This is a genomic window from Nocardia brasiliensis (assembly GCF_042691675.1).
Lineage (GTDB): Bacteria > Actinomycetota > Actinomycetes > Mycobacteriales > Mycobacteriaceae > Nocardia > Nocardia brasiliensis_D.
Genome location: NZ_CP170507.1, coordinates 5,702,410 through 5,719,851, shown reverse-complemented (window position 1 = coordinate 5,719,851; position 17,442 = coordinate 5,702,410). Strand labels below are relative to the sequence as shown.

At 67.8% G+C, this 17,442-nt stretch carries 17 protein-coding genes; 11 read left to right on the top strand and 6 right to left on the bottom strand.

Features of this window, described 5'->3' with window-relative positions; genetic code table 11:
• Positions 1–663 carry a hypothetical protein gene (locus ACFK0J_RS26255; RefSeq protein ID WP_378731696.1) on the bottom strand — a complete coding sequence of 221 codons (663 nt, stop codon included), beginning with the start codon at positions 661–663 and terminating at the stop codon, positions 1–3.
• Between the two features lie 199 nt (positions 664–862).
• On the opposite strand from ACFK0J_RS26255, the gene ACFK0J_RS26250 reads away from it, so the two are divergent.
• Positions 863–1,411 (top strand): DUF4334 domain-containing protein, encoded by a 549-nt coding sequence (locus ACFK0J_RS26250; RefSeq protein ID WP_378731694.1) that lies wholly within the window; start codon positions 863–865, stop codon positions 1,409–1,411.
• 121 nt (positions 1,412–1,532) lie between these two features.
• A complete protein-coding gene (locus ACFK0J_RS26245; RefSeq protein WP_378731692.1) occupies positions 1,533–2,774 on the top strand; it encodes an FAD-dependent oxidoreductase in 1,242 nt (413 codons plus the stop codon).
• Positions 2,775–2,886: 112 nt separating this feature from the next.
• On the opposite strand, the gene ACFK0J_RS26240 is transcribed toward ACFK0J_RS26245, so the two are convergent.
• The gene (locus tag ACFK0J_RS26240) at positions 2,887–3,870 is read right to left on the bottom strand and encodes a zinc-binding alcohol dehydrogenase family protein (protein ID WP_378731690.1); all 984 of its coding nucleotides are present in this window, start codon (positions 3,868–3,870) and stop codon (positions 2,887–2,889) included.
• A gap of 81 nt (positions 3,871–3,951) precedes the next feature.
• On the opposite strand from ACFK0J_RS26240, the gene ACFK0J_RS26235 reads away from it, so the two are divergent.
• Positions 3,952–4,527, top strand: a complete 576-nt coding sequence (locus ACFK0J_RS26235) for a TetR/AcrR family transcriptional regulator (protein WP_378731688.1) — start codon at positions 3,952–3,954, stop codon at positions 4,525–4,527.
• A gap of 9 nt (positions 4,528–4,536) precedes the next feature.
• Here ACFK0J_RS26235 and ACFK0J_RS26230 read toward each other — a convergent pair whose 3' ends face one another.
• The 4 genes from ACFK0J_RS26230 to ACFK0J_RS26215 form a co-directional block, all read right to left on the bottom strand.
• Positions 4,537–5,355: a CPBP family intramembrane glutamic endopeptidase gene (locus tag ACFK0J_RS26230; RefSeq protein WP_378731686.1), complete on the bottom strand. Its 819-nt coding sequence runs from the start codon at positions 5,353–5,355 to the stop codon at positions 4,537–4,539.
• 93 nt (positions 5,356–5,448) lie between these two features.
• On the bottom strand, positions 5,449–6,162 hold the full coding sequence (locus ACFK0J_RS26225; protein ID WP_378731684.1) for an HD domain-containing protein: 714 nt from the start codon (positions 6,160–6,162) through the stop codon (positions 5,449–5,451).
• A gap of 118 nt (positions 6,163–6,280) precedes the next feature.
• The gene (locus ACFK0J_RS26220; RefSeq protein WP_378731682.1) at positions 6,281–6,730 is read right to left on the bottom strand and encodes an SgcJ/EcaC family oxidoreductase; all 450 of its coding nucleotides are present in this window, start codon (positions 6,728–6,730) and stop codon (positions 6,281–6,283) included.
• Positions 6,731–6,811: 81 nt separating this feature from the next.
• On the bottom strand, positions 6,812–7,438 hold the full coding sequence (locus ACFK0J_RS26215) for an alpha-ketoglutarate-dependent dioxygenase AlkB (protein WP_378731680.1): 627 nt from the start codon (positions 7,436–7,438) through the stop codon (positions 6,812–6,814).
• A gap of 223 nt (positions 7,439–7,661) precedes the next feature.
• On the opposite strand from ACFK0J_RS26215, the gene pyrR reads away from it, so the two are divergent.
• The 8 genes from pyrR to mihF all read left to right on the top strand — a co-directional run bounded on the left by pyrR (position 7,662) and on the right by mihF (position 17,434).
• On the top strand, positions 7,662–8,297 hold the full coding sequence (pyrR, locus tag ACFK0J_RS26210) for a bifunctional pyr operon transcriptional regulator/uracil phosphoribosyltransferase PyrR (RefSeq protein WP_378731678.1): 636 nt from the start codon (positions 7,662–7,664) through the stop codon (positions 8,295–8,297).
• 100 nt (positions 8,298–8,397) lie between these two features.
• Positions 8,398–9,357, top strand: a complete 960-nt coding sequence (locus ACFK0J_RS26205; protein ID WP_378731676.1) for an aspartate carbamoyltransferase catalytic subunit — start codon at positions 8,398–8,400, stop codon at positions 9,355–9,357.
• Positions 9,354–10,652, top strand: a complete 1,299-nt coding sequence (locus tag ACFK0J_RS26200) for a dihydroorotase (protein ID WP_378731674.1) — start codon at positions 9,354–9,356, stop codon at positions 10,650–10,652. The genes ACFK0J_RS26205 and ACFK0J_RS26200 overlap by 4 nt, the downstream gene beginning before the upstream one ends.
• Positions 10,653–11,174: a transporter gene (locus ACFK0J_RS26195; RefSeq protein WP_378731672.1), complete on the top strand. Its 522-nt coding sequence runs from the start codon at positions 10,653–10,655 to the stop codon at positions 11,172–11,174.
• A gap of 77 nt (positions 11,175–11,251) precedes the next feature.
• The gene (gene carA, locus ACFK0J_RS26190) at positions 11,252–12,343 is read left to right on the top strand and encodes a glutamine-hydrolyzing carbamoyl-phosphate synthase small subunit (RefSeq protein ID WP_378743019.1); all 1,092 of its coding nucleotides are present in this window, start codon (positions 11,252–11,254) and stop codon (positions 12,341–12,343) included.
• Positions 12,343–15,669 (top strand): carbamoyl-phosphate synthase large subunit, encoded by a 3,327-nt coding sequence (gene carB, locus ACFK0J_RS26185; protein WP_378731670.1) that lies wholly within the window; start codon positions 12,343–12,345, stop codon positions 15,667–15,669. The genes carA and carB overlap by 1 nt, the downstream gene beginning before the upstream one ends.
• A gap of 40 nt (positions 15,670–15,709) precedes the next feature.
• Positions 15,710–16,534, top strand: a complete 825-nt coding sequence (pyrF, locus tag ACFK0J_RS26180; RefSeq protein ID WP_378743017.1) for an orotidine-5'-phosphate decarboxylase — start codon at positions 15,710–15,712, stop codon at positions 16,532–16,534.
• Between the two features lie 579 nt (positions 16,535–17,113).
• Positions 17,114–17,434 carry an integration host factor, actinobacterial type gene (gene mihF, locus ACFK0J_RS26175; RefSeq protein ID WP_014986450.1) on the top strand — a complete coding sequence of 107 codons (321 nt, stop codon included), beginning with the start codon at positions 17,114–17,116 and terminating at the stop codon, positions 17,432–17,434.
• The last annotated feature ends 8 nt before the right edge of the window (positions 17,435–17,442 follow it).

The window sequence follows — 17,442 nt, the reverse complement described above, 5'->3', positions numbered from 1 at the left end:
CTAGGCGGCGCCGCGGGCGAGGTTGTCCCCGGCGCCGCGGAGGAACGGATTGCTGTCGCGCAGCGCCTTTTCGATGATTATCTGGACGCTGGAGGTCAGCGCCACCTCGATATCGAGAAATTGGCGCAGCCGCTGCTTGTACCAGCAGGCCGCCAGGATCGTGGCGTACAACTCGATCTGGGTGCCCTTGGCGGTCCAGGTGAGCGCGTCGTCGTGCTCGCCTTCGGCCAGTGTGCGATACAGCGCCGCGTACCGATGGCAGACGTCGAGGTCGGTGGGATCGAGAATCTCGATGCGCGCCTGGAAGTCCCGGCCGTCGCGATGGGCTTGTTTCAGGCAGTCCGGCAGCGTCACCACCCGGGTGTGCGCGCCGGTGCCGCCTTTGAAGGCCCATCGGTCGGTGCCGATCCGGGCCTTCGCCAGTGCCTCGGACACCTCGGCGCCGACCGCGAACCGCACCACGGCCATGTCGTCGAGCATCCGCTGGGTTCTCTCCAGGACGCCGCCCACCGGCGCGATGCCCGCCACCCGCTCGTCCAGCGTCCGCAGCGTGGCTGCGACGTCGGTGATCGTCTGCTTGATTTCCGCGTTCACCGACTCCTGCCGCCACCGGTCTCGGAGCATGGCGTAAGCCACCACGCCGAGGGTGAGCGGGAACCCCACGGCCCCGGCCGGACGGTCTCAGCGTAACGGTGCCGAAGTGCGCGTGCCTGGCGATTCGTGCAGTGCCACAACGGATGGTGAACAGACGAACCGGTCCGGTTTTCCCGGCCGCGGCGACGGCGAGCGCGGCGCCGAAGGCCACCGCGACCGGCACGGATAGTGTCGTAGGTGCAACGTTGCCTTAGTGAGGAGACCGACCATGGCCGAGAACACGGGAGCGGGCGGGGCTGAGCTGGCGGCACTTCGTGCCCAGCGCTGCACGCCGGAGCAGGCGTTGGCGTTGTTCGACAGCCTGCCCGCGGTCCTGCTCGACGAGATCACCACCGGGCGCTGGCAGGGCGACGAGCTCGACACGGGGCATCCGTTCGCCGGTGTGCTCGTCGCGTCGGGGTGGTATGGCAAGCAGTTCGACGACGCGGAGACCGTGCATCCGCTGTTGTTCGCCGCCGACGGCGTCGTCTTTCCGGTCGATCCGCGGCGGGTGCCGCTCGGCCTCGCCGGGCGAGTGCCGCTCGCGGGCGTCAAGGCGGGCAAGAAGATACTCGGCTACCTGCGGTTCGCATTCCAAACGCACCGGCCCACCGCGCGTTTGCGCAATGTGGAGTATCGCGGCGTGCTGAGTGCCGCCATGATCTACGACAACTTGGCGATCATCGATCACTTCCGGCGGGTCGACGAGCACACGCTGCTCGGCGTGATGGACATGCGCGGGTTGACCGAACCGTACTTCTTCATCCTGCATCAGTAGGCAACGGCGCCGTCGCGGATGCGGTCCGCGACAACCGATCCCGGCCCGGCACCGCCCATCGCGCAGTAGCATTGCCGACAGGCGATCTTTCGGCGAGGCGACGACCGAGGGAGGACAGTCGATGGAACGCACCACATGCCTGGTAGTGGGTGGTGGCCCGGCCGGAATGATTCTCGGACTACTGCTGGCGCGGGCCGGGATCGACGTGACGGTGCTGGAGAAGCACAACGACTTCCTGCGCGACTTCCGCGGCGACACCGTGCATCCCAGCACTCTCGACCTGCTCGACGAACTGGGACTCGGGGCCGAATTCGCGAAACTTCCCGCGCGCAAGCTGGATCAGATCGCGCTGCCGACCGGCAGCGGACTGCAAACCCTTGCCACGCTGCGGAACCTGCCGGGCAAGCACAAATACATCGCCATGGTGCCGCAATGGGATCTGCTGGACCTGCTCGCCCGCGCCGCCGACCAAGAGCCGGGCTTCCACCTGCGAATGAATACCCAAGCGACCGACCTGGTTTGGTCGGATGGGAAGGTAACCGGCGTCAGCTACCGGACCGCCGACGGCGCCACCGGTGAGATCCACGCCGACCTCACCGTGGCCTGCGATGGCCGCGAGTCGGTGCTGCGTGCCGCCGCGGGGCTGCCGTCCCGGAGTTGGCCGACGCCGATGGATGTGTGGTGGTTCCGGTTGCCGCGCAACGACACCGACCCGGCGGGCGCCATCCCCATTGTCACCGCGCGCCGAGCCGCGGTGCTGCTCGACCGCGGTGACTACTGGCACTGCGCCACCCTCATCGCCAAAGGCGCGGACGAGACGGCGCGGCGCGGGCCGGTCGAGGAGATCATGCGCAGCATGTCCGACTCGGTGCCCTGGCTGAAAGACCGGGTGGACGCCCTGACCAGCTGGGACGAGGTGAAGCTGCTCGACGTCCAACTCGACCGCCTGACCAAGTGGTACACCAATGGCCTGCTCTGTATCGGCGACGCCGCCCACGCGATGTCCCCGGTCGCCGGAGTCGGCATCAACCTCGCCGTCCAGGACGCGGTCGCCGCGGCGAGAATCCTTGCCACCCCGCTGATCTCGGGCACGATCAGCACTCGCGACCTGGCGCGCGTCCAACGTCGCCGCACCCTGCCTACCGCGGTGACCCAGGGCCTCCAACGTTTTTTGCATGCCCGAGCGATCCGCCCCGCCCTCGCTGGCAGCATCAACATCGCCAACGCACCGCGCGGACCGTTGCCGGTCCGCATCTTCCGCCGAATCCCGGTGCTGCGCAGTGTCCCGCCGTTCCTGCTCGCTCGCGGCATCCTCCCCGAACACGCCCCCGCGTTCGCCCGGCGTCCCAACCCGCCGCACTGACGCACTGCACTGACACGCTGCGTAGGTCTTACCTTCCGGCGCACGAAATAGTCGGCGATGTACGTGTGCCGAAAATCAGTGCGCGGCACAGCGTTACGGCAACCCGGTCTGCCTACGGTGTGGGATTCGGACGAAGGATGATCTTGCCCAGCGGTGCTCGGTCCTCGATGAGCTGGTGGGCGCGACTTGCTTGGTCCAGTGGCAGCACGGCTTCGACCAGCGGGTCCACCCCACCGGCGGCCGCGCGGTGCAGAGCCGCCGGGTATGCGTCGGCGACTCGGGCCAGCCAGTCCGGGCCCGCGCAGCCGATGAGGGTCAGGCCACGAGTGATCAGGTCGGTGGCGGTCAGTTGGGCGGGGGCGCCGGAAAGCCAGCCGTAGCTGAGCATTCGACCGCGCAGTGGGGTCATCGCGTCGAGGACGTGCACGGCGGTGCTGCCGCCGATCGAGTCGAAGACCACGTCGAGCGTTGCGCCGCCCAAGGTTTCGCGCAGCCGGGCAGGCCAGTCGGGGTCGTTGTGGTCGATCACCTCGTCCGCGCCGAGCTTGCGGGCCCGTTCGGCCTTCGTGGGTCCGCCCGCGGTGGCGATGACGCGGGTCGCGCCGGACTCCTTGGCGACTTGGGTGAGGAAGCTGCCGATACCCGTGGCGGCAGCCTCGATCAGCACCGTTTCGCTGCCGGTGAGCCGAGCGGTTTCCAGCAGCGTCAGCGCCACCGAACCGCTCATCAGGACCGCGGCCGCCTCCACCGAGGACAGGCTTTCGGGAATCGGCGCTGCGGAATCGGCTGGTGCGCTGACATATTCGGCGTAGGAGCCGAAACCTGTGGTGGCCACCGTTACTCGCCGACCCAGCAAGGCCGGATCCACACCGGTGCCGATCTCGGTCACCACGCCCGCGGCTTGAAAACCGAAGACCAGCGGTGGTTCGACGCCGAGCGGGAACGCGCCGGAACGCAGCTTGGTCTCCGGGAACAGGACCGGAATCGCCTCGGTGCGGAGCACCAGCTCACCCGGGCCCGCTAGCGGCGCCGGGACTTCCTGGAGGACCAGCACCTCCGGCCCGCCGGTCGCCGTCATTACGATTGCCTTCATCATGAGCTCCATAAGTTGACTGCCGGTCCAGTTGTTCCGCAACGATATGGACCGGCGGTCAACTTGTCAATGAAAGCGGGTGCGATGACCGACGGGCGTCCGAAGGAACGGGCCGATGCCGCCCGGAACCGGCGTGCGATTCTCGACGCGACCACCGCGCTGCTCGCCGAACACGGCGCCGAGGCGATCACCATGGACCGGGTCGCCGCCGCGGCGGGGGTGGGGAAGGGCACCATTTTTCACCGCTTCGGCAATCGCGCCGGGCTACTGCACGAGATGGTCGCCGAAAGCGCACTCACTCTGATGGACGCCATCACCAGTGGACCGCCGCCGCTGGGGCCTGGTGCGCCCGCCGGTGACCGCCTGCTCGCCTACTTCGATGCGATGGCGCGCTTGGTGATCGAGAACTCCGAGCTCATGGTCGCCTACCGGACGGTGCCGCCGCACCCGCGCACCGGGGAGTTCCACGCGTTCTGGGACAACCACATCACCGCGCTGCTGCGCGAGGCCCGCCCCGATCTCGACGCCGAGGTGGTGGGCAGGTTGCTGCTCGGCGCGCTCGGCGGTGAGCTGGTGCCGACCATGGTCCGCTCCGGCGAGACCGACCGGCTGCTCGGCGCGGTCCGCGCACTGGTCGAATCGGTGCTGCGTTCGCCATGATCGACGCGTTCACCACAGTGCGGCGAGCATGGGGATCGGTGCGTTGACGATGCCGTGCACCAGGATGAGCAGCCAGGGATTTCGGTATCGGGACCACAGGTAACCGAGGAAGAGGCCGTAGCCGCCGATGTGCACGATCGTGGCGGCGAGATCGATGCCGAAACCGTTGCCGCCGTGGATCGCAACGTGCCAGGACGCCCACAGCACCGAGGCCAGCACGATCGCGGGCCAGCGGCCGTATATCGCCTCCAGTCGGGTCTGTAGCCAGACTCGGTAGAAGATCTCCTCCAGCACCGCGTTCAAGACGAAGACGCTGAATACGGCAATCGGGTCGGGCCGCGAACCGGTGTAGTCATGCCCGAACAGCGTGAACAGGGCGAGGAAGGTCAACACCGCGGGAAGCGGACGAAGCCATCGACCGTCGGTGTCCACCCGATACCATTCGGGCCAGGCCACCAATCGGAACAGCAATGGAATGGCAAGCAGGAGAAGCAGTTTCAGCCCGATGAACCATAGATCGCCGCCGGGGGAGAAGTAATAGGTGATCGCGAAGGCGAGTCCGAGCGCGACGAGCCACCACGCCTGACGCGTGGTCGCCCGGGGATCGGCGGTCGGCAACAGATCGTCGCGCGGTTTCGGCGGCACCAGCCAGGCGACCGCGAGTCCGCCGAACACCGTCAGACCGATCACCCACAGCGGCAGGGTGCTGTCGTCATCGGCGGAAAACCGCAGTGCGGTGTGTCCCGTCCAGATCAGGGTGACCACCGCGACGACGAACGCGAGGACCCCCGCTGTCAGCAGGAGACGGTCGGTTCTTCGGAGTCGCATGTGCTTCACGATGCCATCGCGAGCTGGGCGTCCGATCCGGACGGACCAGATATCGGACAGATGTCATACGAAAGGAGGATGCTCGCTGTCGACTCACTCGCGAGCGAGTATCGCTGCGAAACGTTCGTCCGCGCTGTCGAGTTGGCCGAGGATGCGCTGCTTGACGTCGTCGGCGAGTGGCGTGTCGGCGCGGGTGACGAGGTCGCGGTAGATGGCGGTGAGGGGGCGGTATTTGACGGCGAGCTTGTGCATGGCGGGGCCGGTCGCGTACAGGATGCCGACGCCGTTGTCGGTGAAGTCGGAGAGCTTGACGATCCTGGCCCACGGGGCATGGTCGAGGTTCGCGGCGACGTGCTCGCGGTACTGGAGGTGCCGATCGATCGACGGGTCCGGTTCGGGATTGGTGACGGCGGCGACGAGTTCGGCCACGCGTTCACCGAATCGGTCGGCGAGTTCGGCGAGGGCGGCGTCGGTGGGCGGTCCCGGCCGGTCGCCCGCCAGTTCGGCGGGGTGGTCCTCGACGGCGTCGTGCAACAGGCCGGCGGCGACCAGGTCGCTGTCCCGCACCCGGTAGTGGCTGATGATCCGAATCGCTACCCGCAGTAGATGATTGAGATACGGCTCGCGTCCGTAGCGGTCGTCGCGGTGTAGTTCGGCGGCCAGCTCGAGCGCCGAGGTGAGTCGATCGGTGTCGGGTAGGTCCGCGATCTCCAGCAATAATCGTTCGCGCAGCCCCGCTTCGCCGTAGACCTCGCTGATCGTGTGCAGCGGCATCACGGCCAAGACGCCCGCCCCGGGATTGCTCATGCTGACAATCTAACGGCGCGCCACGTCCGGCGTCGACGCAGCGCCGCACCCCTCGGTGTTGTTGCGGCGCTGCGTCGTCGGGAGCCGGGTCGTCGGCTCCTGGGTCGTCCGGTGCTGATCACTCGGCCTTGGGGATCAGCGTGTTCTGCCTGGCCGCCGTCCACCAGCGCCCGTCTTCCTTGACGAGGACATAGAGCGCGATCATCGCGGGATCGGTGTCGATCAGCGCACCCTCGGCGGTGGTGGCCCGCGCCACCTTGTGTGCGATCGCCACATCGGGGCGGAGGAAGGTGATGTCGGTGACCTCGTAGCGGACGTACTGGTCCTTCAGGAACCCGGCCAGCCCAGCGCGATTCGCTGCCAGGAGGGCGTCCCGCCCCACCATCAGCGCGCCCATCGCATTGACGACCGAGGCGTTGGCGGTGAAGTCGGCGGTCATCAACTCGGCGTCGTTGGTGTTGTACGCGGTCTCGACATTGTTGATGATCTGTTCGATGGCCGCGATGTCGGCGGTGTGGTCGATGGTCGAATCGCCGACCTCGGGCGGCTGAAATGTCTTTGTGCTCATGCCGTTCAGTCTTCAACCTCAACATAACTTCATGTCAAGCCGAACCGCTGTCGCCTCGCGCACGGCCACTGTCACTCTCGCTCAGCGGACCCCGCGGGTGCGGAACTGGATGCTGATCCGCGGTCCGGTCGGCTTCCGGGTCTTCGGCACCGCGTGCTCCCAGGTGCGCTGGCACGAACCACCCATCACCAGCAGATCGCCGTGCCCCACCTGGTATCGAATGCTCTCGCCACCGCCGCGTGGCCGCAGCAGCAGCGCCCGCGGTGAGCCGATCGACACGATCGCGACCATGGTGTCGTGCGTCGCGCCGCGCCCGAAAGTATCGCCGTGCCAGGCGACACTGTCCTGTCCGTCGCGGTAGTAGCACAGTCCGGCCGTCCGGAACGGTTCCCCGAGTTCGTGCCGATAGTGCTCGGACAGGGCCTGGCGGGCATCGGCCAATGCCGGATCGGGCAGCGGCTCGTGCTCCTCGTAGAACTTCAACAGCCGCGGCACATCGACCACCCGGTCGTACATCGGCCGCCGCTCCGCCTTCCACGGCACGTCGTCCACCAGTCGTTCGAACAGCGCATCGGCACCCGACAGCCAGCCGGGCAACACGTCGACCCAGGCCCCGTGATCCAGTACCGTCCGCCGCACATGTCGCAGCGAACCGAATTCGGTATCCCCGAACCCGTCGAGCAGTGATCCCTGCAGCGGTGTCGACATGCCGCCGAATCTACTCCCACTCGAACGTATGTGCTAGCGCTATTCGGCCGAGAAAGTAGCGGTCGCCCATCGACCTCCCTGTCGTGGTCGGGCCCACCTGTCTTCCGTGGCACTGCTCACACCGCGATGCACCTGGTGAAAGCCGGGTTGCGGGCGCTGTTACGCTGCTTGCCGTAAGACATCCTTTAACGGACCGTCCGGTGAGGCGGGGAAGGAGGTCGGCATGGCCGTGCCCGAAGAACGGGCCGCCAAGTCCGGCGCTGCCGAAACATCGCAGCGACACACCCCGGAAGGGGTGCAGGCGGGGCGCGAGCTGTTGTCGGCATCCGATGTCAGCCGGACCATCGCGCGCATCGCGCATCAGATCATCGAGAAGACCGCCCTCGACGCGGGTGCGCAGGACGCACCGCGCGTAGTGCTGATCGGCATCCCCACCCGAGGCACCACGCTGGCCGCGCGGCTCACCGACAAGATCGAGGAGTTCTCCGGCGTCCGCCCGGCCCTCGGTTCGCTCGACATCACCCTCTACCGCGACGACCTGCGCACCCGGCCGCATCGGCCGCTGGAACGCACCTCGGTCCCGGAAGGCGGCATCGAGGACGCGCTGGTCGTACTGGTCGACGACGTGCTCTTCTCCGGCCGCACCGTCCGCTCCGCACTGGACGGACTGCGCGACCTCGGCCGCCCCCGCGCCGTGCAACTCGCGGTGCTCATCGACCGCGGCCACCGCGAACTCCCGATCCGGGCCGACTATGTCGGCAAGAACGTCCCCACCTCCCGCGCGGAGGACATCTCGGTCCTGCTCACCGAACACGACGGCCGCGACGGCGTTTACCTGCGTCAGGAGGCGGATTCGTGAGGGAGCGTAGCGAGCGAACCATGAGCGCAGCGGCCTTGTGCCGAACGACCACCACGGCCTTGTGCCGAACGACGGAGCCGAGCGTCAGCGAGGTGGAGTCGTGAGGCACTTGCTGACGGTGAGTGACCTCAGTCGCGCAACCGCGACGGCCCTGCTGGACGAAGCCGAACGTTTCGAACAGGCTCTGCTCGGCCGCGAAGTGCACAAGCTTCCCACCTTGCGTGGGCGCACCGTGATGACGGTCTTCTACGAGAACTCCACCCGGACCCGGGTGTCGTTCGAGGTGGCGGGCAAGTGGATGAGCGCCGACGTGATCAACGTCAGCGCCAGCAGTTCCTCGGTCTCCAAGGGCGAATCGCTGCGCGACACCGCGCTCACCTTGCACGCCGCGGGCGCCGACGCGCTGATCGTCCGGCACCCGGCTTCCGGTGCGGCACACCAGATCGCGCGCTGGATGGACGCCTGGGCCGTCTCCTCGGGACGCACCTCCGGCCCGGCCATCATCAACGCGGGCGACGGCACGCACGAGCACCCCACCCAGGCGCTGCTCGACGCGCTGACGCTGCGCCAGCGGCTCGGCGACATCGAGGGCAAGCGGGTCGTCATCGTCGGCGACATCCTGCACAGCCGGGTCGCCCGCTCGAATGTGTTCCTGCTGGCCACCCTCGGCGCCGAGGTGGTGCTGGTTGCCCCGCGCACCCTGCTGCCGGTCGGCGTCGACGCCTGGCCCGCCCGGATCGCGCACTCGCTGGACGCCGAATTGCCCGGCGCCGACGCGGTTCTCATGCTGCGGGTGCAGGCCGAGCGAATGAACGGCGGTTTCTTCCCGTCGGCCCGCGAATACTCGATCAACTACGGGCTGTCCGAGCGCAGGCTCGCCCTGCTGGACGAGCACGCGGCGGTCCTGCATCCCGGCCCGATGCTGCGCGGCATGGAAATCGCCTCGCCGGTGGCCGATTCGCCGCGGGCCGCGATCTTGCAACAGGTGACGAACGGAGTCCACATGCGCATGGCCGTCCTGTTCCGGCTGCTGGTCGGTACCCAGGAGGCGGTGGCATGACCGAGATTCTGATCAAGGGCGCTCGGCCCTACGGCGAGGGCGAACCGGTCGACGTGCTGATCGCCGACGGCGTGATCCGGGAGATCGGGACCGATCTCGGCGCCGACGACGCGGAGCTGATCGACGCCCGAGGCCAAATCCTGCTGCCCGGCTTCGTCGATCTGCACACGCATCTGCGCGAGCCGGGCCGTGAGGACACCGAGACCATTGAATCCGGTTCCGCCGCAGCGGCATTGGGCGGTTACACGGCGGTGTTCGCGATGGCCAACACGAACCCGGTCGCCGACTCGGTGGTCGTCACCGATCACGTGTGGCGCCGCGGCCAGGAGGTCGGCCTGGTCGACGTGTACCCGGTGGGTGCGGTCACCGTCGGCCTCGAAGGCAAGCAGCTCGCCGAAATGGGCACGATGGCCGCCGGAGTCGGCGCGGTGCGGATGTTCTCCGATGACGGCCACTGCGTCTACGACCCGCTGCTCATGCGCCGCGCCCTGGAGTACGCGAACACTCTCGGCGTGCTGATCGCCCAGCACGCGGAGGAGCCGCGGTTGACCGTCGGCGCCATCGCGCACGAGGGTCCCACCGCGGCCAGGCTCGGCTTGGCCGGGTGGCCGCGCGCCGCCGAGGAGTCGATCGTGGCGCGGGACGCGCTGCTGGCCCGCGATGCCGGTGCCCGCGTGCACATCTGTCACGCCTCCACGGCGGGCACCGTCGAGCTGGTGAAATGGGCCAAGGCGCAAGGCATTTCGATCACCGCCGAGGTGACCCCGCACCACCTGCTGCTGGATGACTCGCGCCTGGAGACCTACGACGCGGTCAACAAGGTCAACCCGCCGCTGCGGGAGGCGTCCGACGCGGCCGCGCTGCGCCAGGCGCTGGCCGACGGCATCATCGACTGCGTCGCCACCGACCACGCCCCGCACGCCGAACAGGACAAGTGCTGCGAGTTCGCCGCCGCCCGCCCGGGCATGCTCGGCCTGGAGACCGCGCTGTCGATCATCGTGCAGACCATGGTGCAGCCGGGCCTGCTGGACTGGCGCGGTGTCGCCAGGGTGATGAGCGAGCAGCCCGCCGCGATCGTCGGCCTCGACGAGCACGGTAGGCCGATCGAGGTCGGCGAACCCGCGAACCTGACGCTGGTCGACCCCGAAGCCAGCTGGACGGTGCGCGCCAAGGAGCTCGCCAGCATCTCGAACAACACACCGTTCGAGGACATGACGTTCCCGGCCCGAGTGACAACGACGTTGCTCAGGGGGCGGGTAACTGCCCGTGAGGGTAAAGCGGTGGGAGGTCCGTAAGTGGAAAGAACGCTGTGGGTTGTCGGCCTGCTCGCGCTGTTCGCCCTGTGCGTCTGGCTGATGTACCGGGGCTGGCAGAACCGGGCGAAGCGCCAGACAACAAGCATCGGTGAACTACCGGCCGTGCCCGCCGATCTCGGCGCCCAGGTGCTGGAGCCGACCACCGGACTGTATCTCGGCAGCACCATGGCGCCCAGCTGGCAGGACCGTATCACGGTGGGCGACTTGGGTTTCCGGGCCACAGCGGAACTCACGCGGTTCGAACGGGGAATTCTGCTCGAGCGCGACGGCGCGACGGTGATCTGGATCCCGCAGGAATCCATCACCGCGGTGCGCACCGAGCGTGGACACGCGGGAAAAGTAATGACAGCAGATGGTGTGCTGGTAGTTCGCTGGAAGCTGCCCACCGGAACCGAGATAGATACCGGTTTCCGAGGAGACGACAAGTCGGTGTACCCGGCTTGGACACGCGGCCCGCAGGCGGATCAGACCAGCACGATGACGGGAGACGACGAAATATGACCGCAGTATCGCGCAGCGATTCCACGGGGGGTGGGGGTCGGGCGACGGGTTGGGCGAGTGCACAGGACGCAGCTCTGGTGCTGGAGGACGGCCGGGTGTTCCGCGGCTCCGCCTACGGTGCCACCGGCGAAACGCTCGGTGAGGCGGTGTTCTGTACCGCGATGACCGGGTACCAGGAGACCCTCACCGACCCCAGCTACCACCGCCAGATCGTGGTCGCCGCCGCGCCGCAGATCGGCAACACCGGCTGGAACGGCGAGGACGACGAGTCCGGCAAGATCTGGGTGGCCGGTTACGTGGTGCGCGACCCCGCGCGCCGCGCCTCCAACTGGCGCGCCACCAGCACCCTGCCCGAGGCGATGCAACAGCAGGACATCGTCGGCATCGCGGGTGTCGACACCCGCGCCCTGGTGCGCCACCTGCGCACCCGCGGCTCGATGAAGGCGGGCATCTTCTCCGGTGCCGCTCTCGCCGATACCGACGAGTTGCTGAGCCGGGTCACCGGCCAGCCGTCCATGCTCGGTGCCGATCTGGCCGAGGAGGTGAGCACCGACTCGCTGTACACCATCGAGCCGAACGGCGATCCCCGGTTCACCGTGGTCGCGGTCGACCTCGGCATCAAGACCAACACCCCGCGGATGTTCGCCCAGCGCGGCATGCGGGTGCATGTCGTGCCGTCCAACACCTCGCTCGACCAGATCCTGGAGTTGAAGCCGGACGGTGTCTTCCTGTCCAACGGCCCCGGCGACCCGGCCACCCAGGACGGCGCGGTCGCGCTGACCAAGGGTGTGCTCGAGCGTGGCGTGCCGCTGTTCGGCATCTGCTTCGGCAACCAGATCCTCGGCCGCGCGCTCGGCCGCAGCACCTACAAGATGAAGTTCGGCCACCGCGGCATCAACATCCCGGTCATCGAGCACGAGACCGGCCGGATCTCGATCACCGCGCAGAACCACGGCTTCGCCCTGGAGGGCGAGCAGGGGGAGCAGTTCGACACCCCGTTCGGCTTGGCCGAGGTCAGCCATGTCTGCGCCAACGACGGCACCGTCGAAGGCGTTCGACTGGTCGACGGCCGCGCCTTCTCCGTGCAGTATCACCCGGAGGCCGCCGCCGGGCCGCACGACGCCGCTTATCTCTTCGACCGTTTCGCCGGTCTCATGGAAGGAGCCTGATGCCACGCCGCGAGGATCTGAAGCACATCCTGGTGATCGGCTCGGGCCCGATCGTCATCGGCCAGGCCTGCGAGTTCGACTACTCCGGCACCCAGGCGTGCCGGGTGCTGCGGGCCGAGGGCCTGCGGGTTTCACTGGTGAACTCCAACCCGGCGACCATCATGACCGACCCCGAGTTCGCGGACTCCACCTACGTGGAACCGATCACGCCGGAGTTCGTCGAGAAGGTCATCGCCAAGGAGCGTCCCGACGCCGTCCTGGCCACCCTCGGCGGGCAGACCGCGCTGAACACCGCGGTCGCGCTGCACGAGAACGGTGTGCTGGAGAAGTACAACGTCGAGATGATCGGCGCCGACTTCGACGCCATCCAGCGCGGTGAGGACCGGCAGAAGTTCAAGGACATCGTCGCCAAGGTCGGCGGCGAAAGTGCCCGCTCCCGGGTCTGTTACACGATGGACGAGGTCCGCGAAACGGTCGCCGAGCTGGGTTTCCCGGTGGTGGTGCGGCCGTCGTTCACCATGGGTGGCCTCGGTTCCGGCATGGCCTACAACGACGAGGATCTCGATCGGATCGCCGGTGGCGGCCTGGCCGCCTCACCGACCGCGAACGTGCTCATCGAGGAATCCATCCTGGGCTGGAAGGAATTCGAGCTCGAGCTGATGCGCGACAGCCGCGACAACGTCGTGGTGGTCTGCTCCATCGAGAACGTGGACCCGATGGGCGTGCACACCGGTGACTCGATGACCGTCGCCCCGGCCATGACGCTCACCGACCGGGAATACCAGAAGATGCGCGACCTCGGCATCGCCATCCTGCGTGAGGTCGGCGTCGACACCGGCGGCTGCAACATCCAGTTCGCGGTGGACCCCGCCGACGGCCGCCTGATCGTCATCGAGATGAACCCGCGTGTCTCGCGCTCGTCCGCATTGGCTTCCAAGGCAACGGGATTCCCGATCGCCAAGATCGCCGCCAAGCTGGCCATCGGCTACACCCTCGACGAGATCGTCAACGACATCACCAAGGAAACCCCGGCCTGTTTCGAGCCGACCCTGGACTACGTGGTCGTCAAGGCGCCGCGGTTCGCGTTCGAGAAGTTCCCCGGCGCCGACCCGACGCTGACCACCACCATGAAGTCGGTCGGTGAGGCAATGTCGTTGGGGCGCAACTTCGCCGAGGCGCTCGGCAAGGTGCTGCGCTCGCTGGAGACCAAGGCAGCGGGCTTCTGGACGAAGGACGACGGCACCTGGACCGACGTCGAAGCGATCCTGGAAGACCTGCGCACCCCGATCGAGGGGCGCATCTACCAGGTCGAGCGTGCGCTGCGCCTCGGCGCGAGCATCGAAGACGTCGCCGCCGCTTCGGGTATCGACCCGTGGTTCGTCGCCGAGGTCGCGGGCCTGGTCGAGCTGCGCGCCGAGATCATGGCCGCGCCGGTGCTGGACGAGACGCTGCTGCGCCGTGCCAAGCACTACGGCCTGTCCGACGGTCAGATCGCCGCACTGCGCCCGGAGTTGGCGGGGGAGACCGGCGTTCGCGCGCTGCGGCACCGGCTCGGTGTCCGCCCCGTCTTCAAGACGGTGGATACCTGCGCCGCCGAGTTCGAGGCCAAGACCCCGTACCACTATTCGACCTACGAGCTCGATCCCGCGGCGGAATCCGAAGTCGCGCCGCAGCGCGAACGCGACAAGGTGATCATCCTCGGCTCCGGCCCGAACCGGATCGGCCAGGGTATCGAGTTCGACTACTCGTGTGTCCATGCGGCGCAGACCCTTTCGCGGGCCGGGTACGAGACGGTGATGGTCAACTGCAACCCGGAGACCGTCTCCACCGACTACGACACCGCCGACCGGCTCTACTTCGAGCCGCTGACCTTCGAGGACGTGCTCGAGGTCTACCACGCCGAAAGCGAGTCGGGGCACGTCACCGGCGTCATCGTGCAGTTGGGCGGGCAGACCCCGCTCGGCCTGGCACAACGGCTCACCGATGCGGGCGTCCCGGTGGTCGGCACCAGCGCCGCCGCCATCGATCTGGCCGAGGACCGCGGCGAATTCGGTGACGTGCTCGTCGCGGCCGGACTGCCCGCGCCGAAGTACGGCACCGCGACCACCTTCGCGCAGGCCAAGAAGATCGCCGCCACCATCGGCTACCCGGTGCTGGTTCGCCCGTCCTACGTGCTCGGCGGCCGCGGCATGGAGATCGTCTATGACGAGAAGTCCCTGGAGGGCTACATCTCTCGCGCCACCGAGCTCAGCCCCGAGCACCCGGTGCTGGTCGATCGGTTCCTGGAAGACGCCATCGAGATCGACGTCGACGCGCTGTGCGACGGCGAGGAGGTCTACCTCGGCGGCGTGATGGAACACATCGAAGAGGCGGGCATCCACTCCGGCGACTCGGCCTGCGCGCTGCCGCCGATCACCCTGGGCCGCAGCGATATCGAGGCGGTGCGCCGGTCCACCATCGCGCTGGCCAAGGGCATCGGCGTCAAGGGCCTGCTCAACGTGCAGTACGCGCTCAAGGACGACGTGCTCTACGTGCTCGAGGCCAATCCACGGGCGAGCCGGACGGTTCCGTTCGTCTCCAAGGCCACCGCGGTGCCGCTGGCCAAGGCGGCCGCGCGGATCATGCTCGGCGCCACCATCGCCGAGCTGCGCAAGGAAGGCATGCTGCCCGGTGAGGGCGACGGCGGGCACGTCCCGCTGGACGCGCCGGTGGCCGTGAAGGAGGCCGTGCTGCCGTTCCACCGGTTCCGCAAGGCCGATGGCACCGGCGTGGATTCGCTGCTCTCGCCGGAGATGAAGTCCACCGGCGAGGTGATGGGCATCGACGCCGATTTCGGCACCGCCTTCGCCAAGAGCCAGACCGCCGCCTACGGTTCGCTGCCCACCGAGGGCACCGTGTTCGTCTCGATCGCGAACCGGGACAAGCGGGCCATGGTCTTTCCGGTGAAACGCCTGCACGACCTCGGATTCCGCATCCTGGCCACCGAGGGAACGGCGGAGATGTTGCGCCGTAACGGTATTCCGTGTGAGCAGGTGCGCAAGCACTCGGATCCGGAACAGCCGGGTGGTCCGGACGGTCTGCCGCAGCCGACGATCGTCGAGCAGATCAGGGACGGCGAGATCGACATGGTCTTCAACACCCCCTACGGCAACTCCGGCCCGCGCGTGGACGGTTACGAAATCCGCAGTGCCGCGGTCGGTGTGAACATCCCGTGCATCACCACCGTGCAGGGTGCGGCCGCCGCCGTGCAGGGCATCGAGGCGAGCATCAACGGCGGGATCGGGGTGCGTTCGCTGCAGGAATTGCATTCGGTGCTGCGTGGATGAGCCCGGCTCGGATCAGGCAGCGCAGGACGAAGCGGCAGCGATGAAGTCCTTCGGCGGCCGATTGCAACACGCCATGCAGCATTTCGGCCCCGTGTGCGTCGGCATCGACCCGCATCCCGGCCTGCTGGAGTCGTGGGGTCTCTCCGCCGACGCGGACGGGCTGGAGAAGTTCGCGGAGATCTGCGTCGAGGCCTTCGACGGGTGTGTCGCGCTGGTCAAGCCGCAGGTCGCGTTCTTCGAGACCTACGGCTCGGCCGGAATCGCGGTGCTGGAGCGCACCATCGAGGTACTGCGCGCCTCCGGCACCCTGGTGCTGGCCGATGCCAAGCGCGGCGACATCGGCTCCACCATGGACGCCTACGCGCACGCTTGGCTCGCCGACGGCCCGCTCGGGTCGGATGCCGTGACGGTCTCGCCGTATCTCGGATTCGGTTCGCTGGCACCGGCTTTGGCCCTCGCCGAGACCAATCGTCGCGGTGTCTTCGTGCTTGCCGCCACCTCGAATCCCGAAGGGTCCCAGGTGCAACGGGTGGTCGCGGCGGACGGCCGGACCGTCGCCCAGGTGATGGTCGACGAGGCGGCCGCGTGCAATGCGGGAGCGGAGTTCGGCTCGGTCGGCGTCGTGATCGGCGCGACCTTGACCGAGGCGCCGGATCTGTCCTCGCTCAACGGGCCGATCCTGATGCCGGGCGTCGGGGCCCAGGGTGGTGGGCCGCAAAACATCCGTGACCTGGTGCCGGAGGCGATGCTGGCGGCCGCGGTGCCGACCGTCTCGCGGGAGGTGCTGCGGGCCGGACCGGCGGTCCCGGCGCTACGTGCCGGACTGAGTGAACTGCAAGACGCCTTCGCTTTTTTGCGGAAATGACCCCGAGACCGGCGCATCCGCGCCGGTCTCGGTTCGTTTCGGGGTCCGGCGTGCGGTCATGTGCACGCATGCATGTGGCCCGTAGCGGGGTCTGTGTGCCCTGCTGCGCCTATTTCCGGGGATTACGGTGCACGGATGAGCTGATGCGGCCCGGATCGGCCCAGAACGGCGATCTCATCATGCGGATCGCCGAACCTGGCCGCCCAAACCGGTCGTTTGACTTGTTTGTGGCGCACGACACGCGGAAAGGCAACGCGACACGCGGGAATTTCCGAGAAAGTTCCTGGTCGGGCAGGCATGGGTTTGCTGGCAACAGATGTCAGGTCACCGCAACCCTCCCGCTAACCTATGTCGATAGTGAAAACTCCCTGCTGAAGAGGCATTTCGTGATTTCGGCGGTACGATCTGCGCAGCGACAGACGGGTGGTGCGGATCGCGCCGCTCTCGCGTCTACGGCATCCGGAATCATGCGCTGACCTGGGGGGTGGGTTCGCAATCGGCGGACGTCGTGGGTACGGTCGCTGAGACTGCCGGGTTACCGGCAGGAGTTGATGCAATGAACGATGAGACGGAGGAACCGTGGCCCTTCCCCAGCTGACTGACGAGCAGCGCGCCGCTGCTTTGGAGAAGGCGGCTGCCGCTCGCCGCGCTCGGGCGGAGCTCAAGGAGCGCCTGAAGCGAGGCGGCACCAACCTGAAGCAGGTCCTCACCGATGCCGAGTCCGATGAGATTCTCGGCAAGATGAAGGTGTCGGCGCTGCTGGAAGCTTTGCCGAAGGTGGGCAAGGTCAAGGCGGCGGAAATCATGAGTGAACTGGAGATCGCCCCCACCCGGCGTCTGCGCGGACTCGGCGATCGGCAGCGCAAGGCGCTGCTTGCCCGGTTCGACTTCGACGCCTGATAACGAGG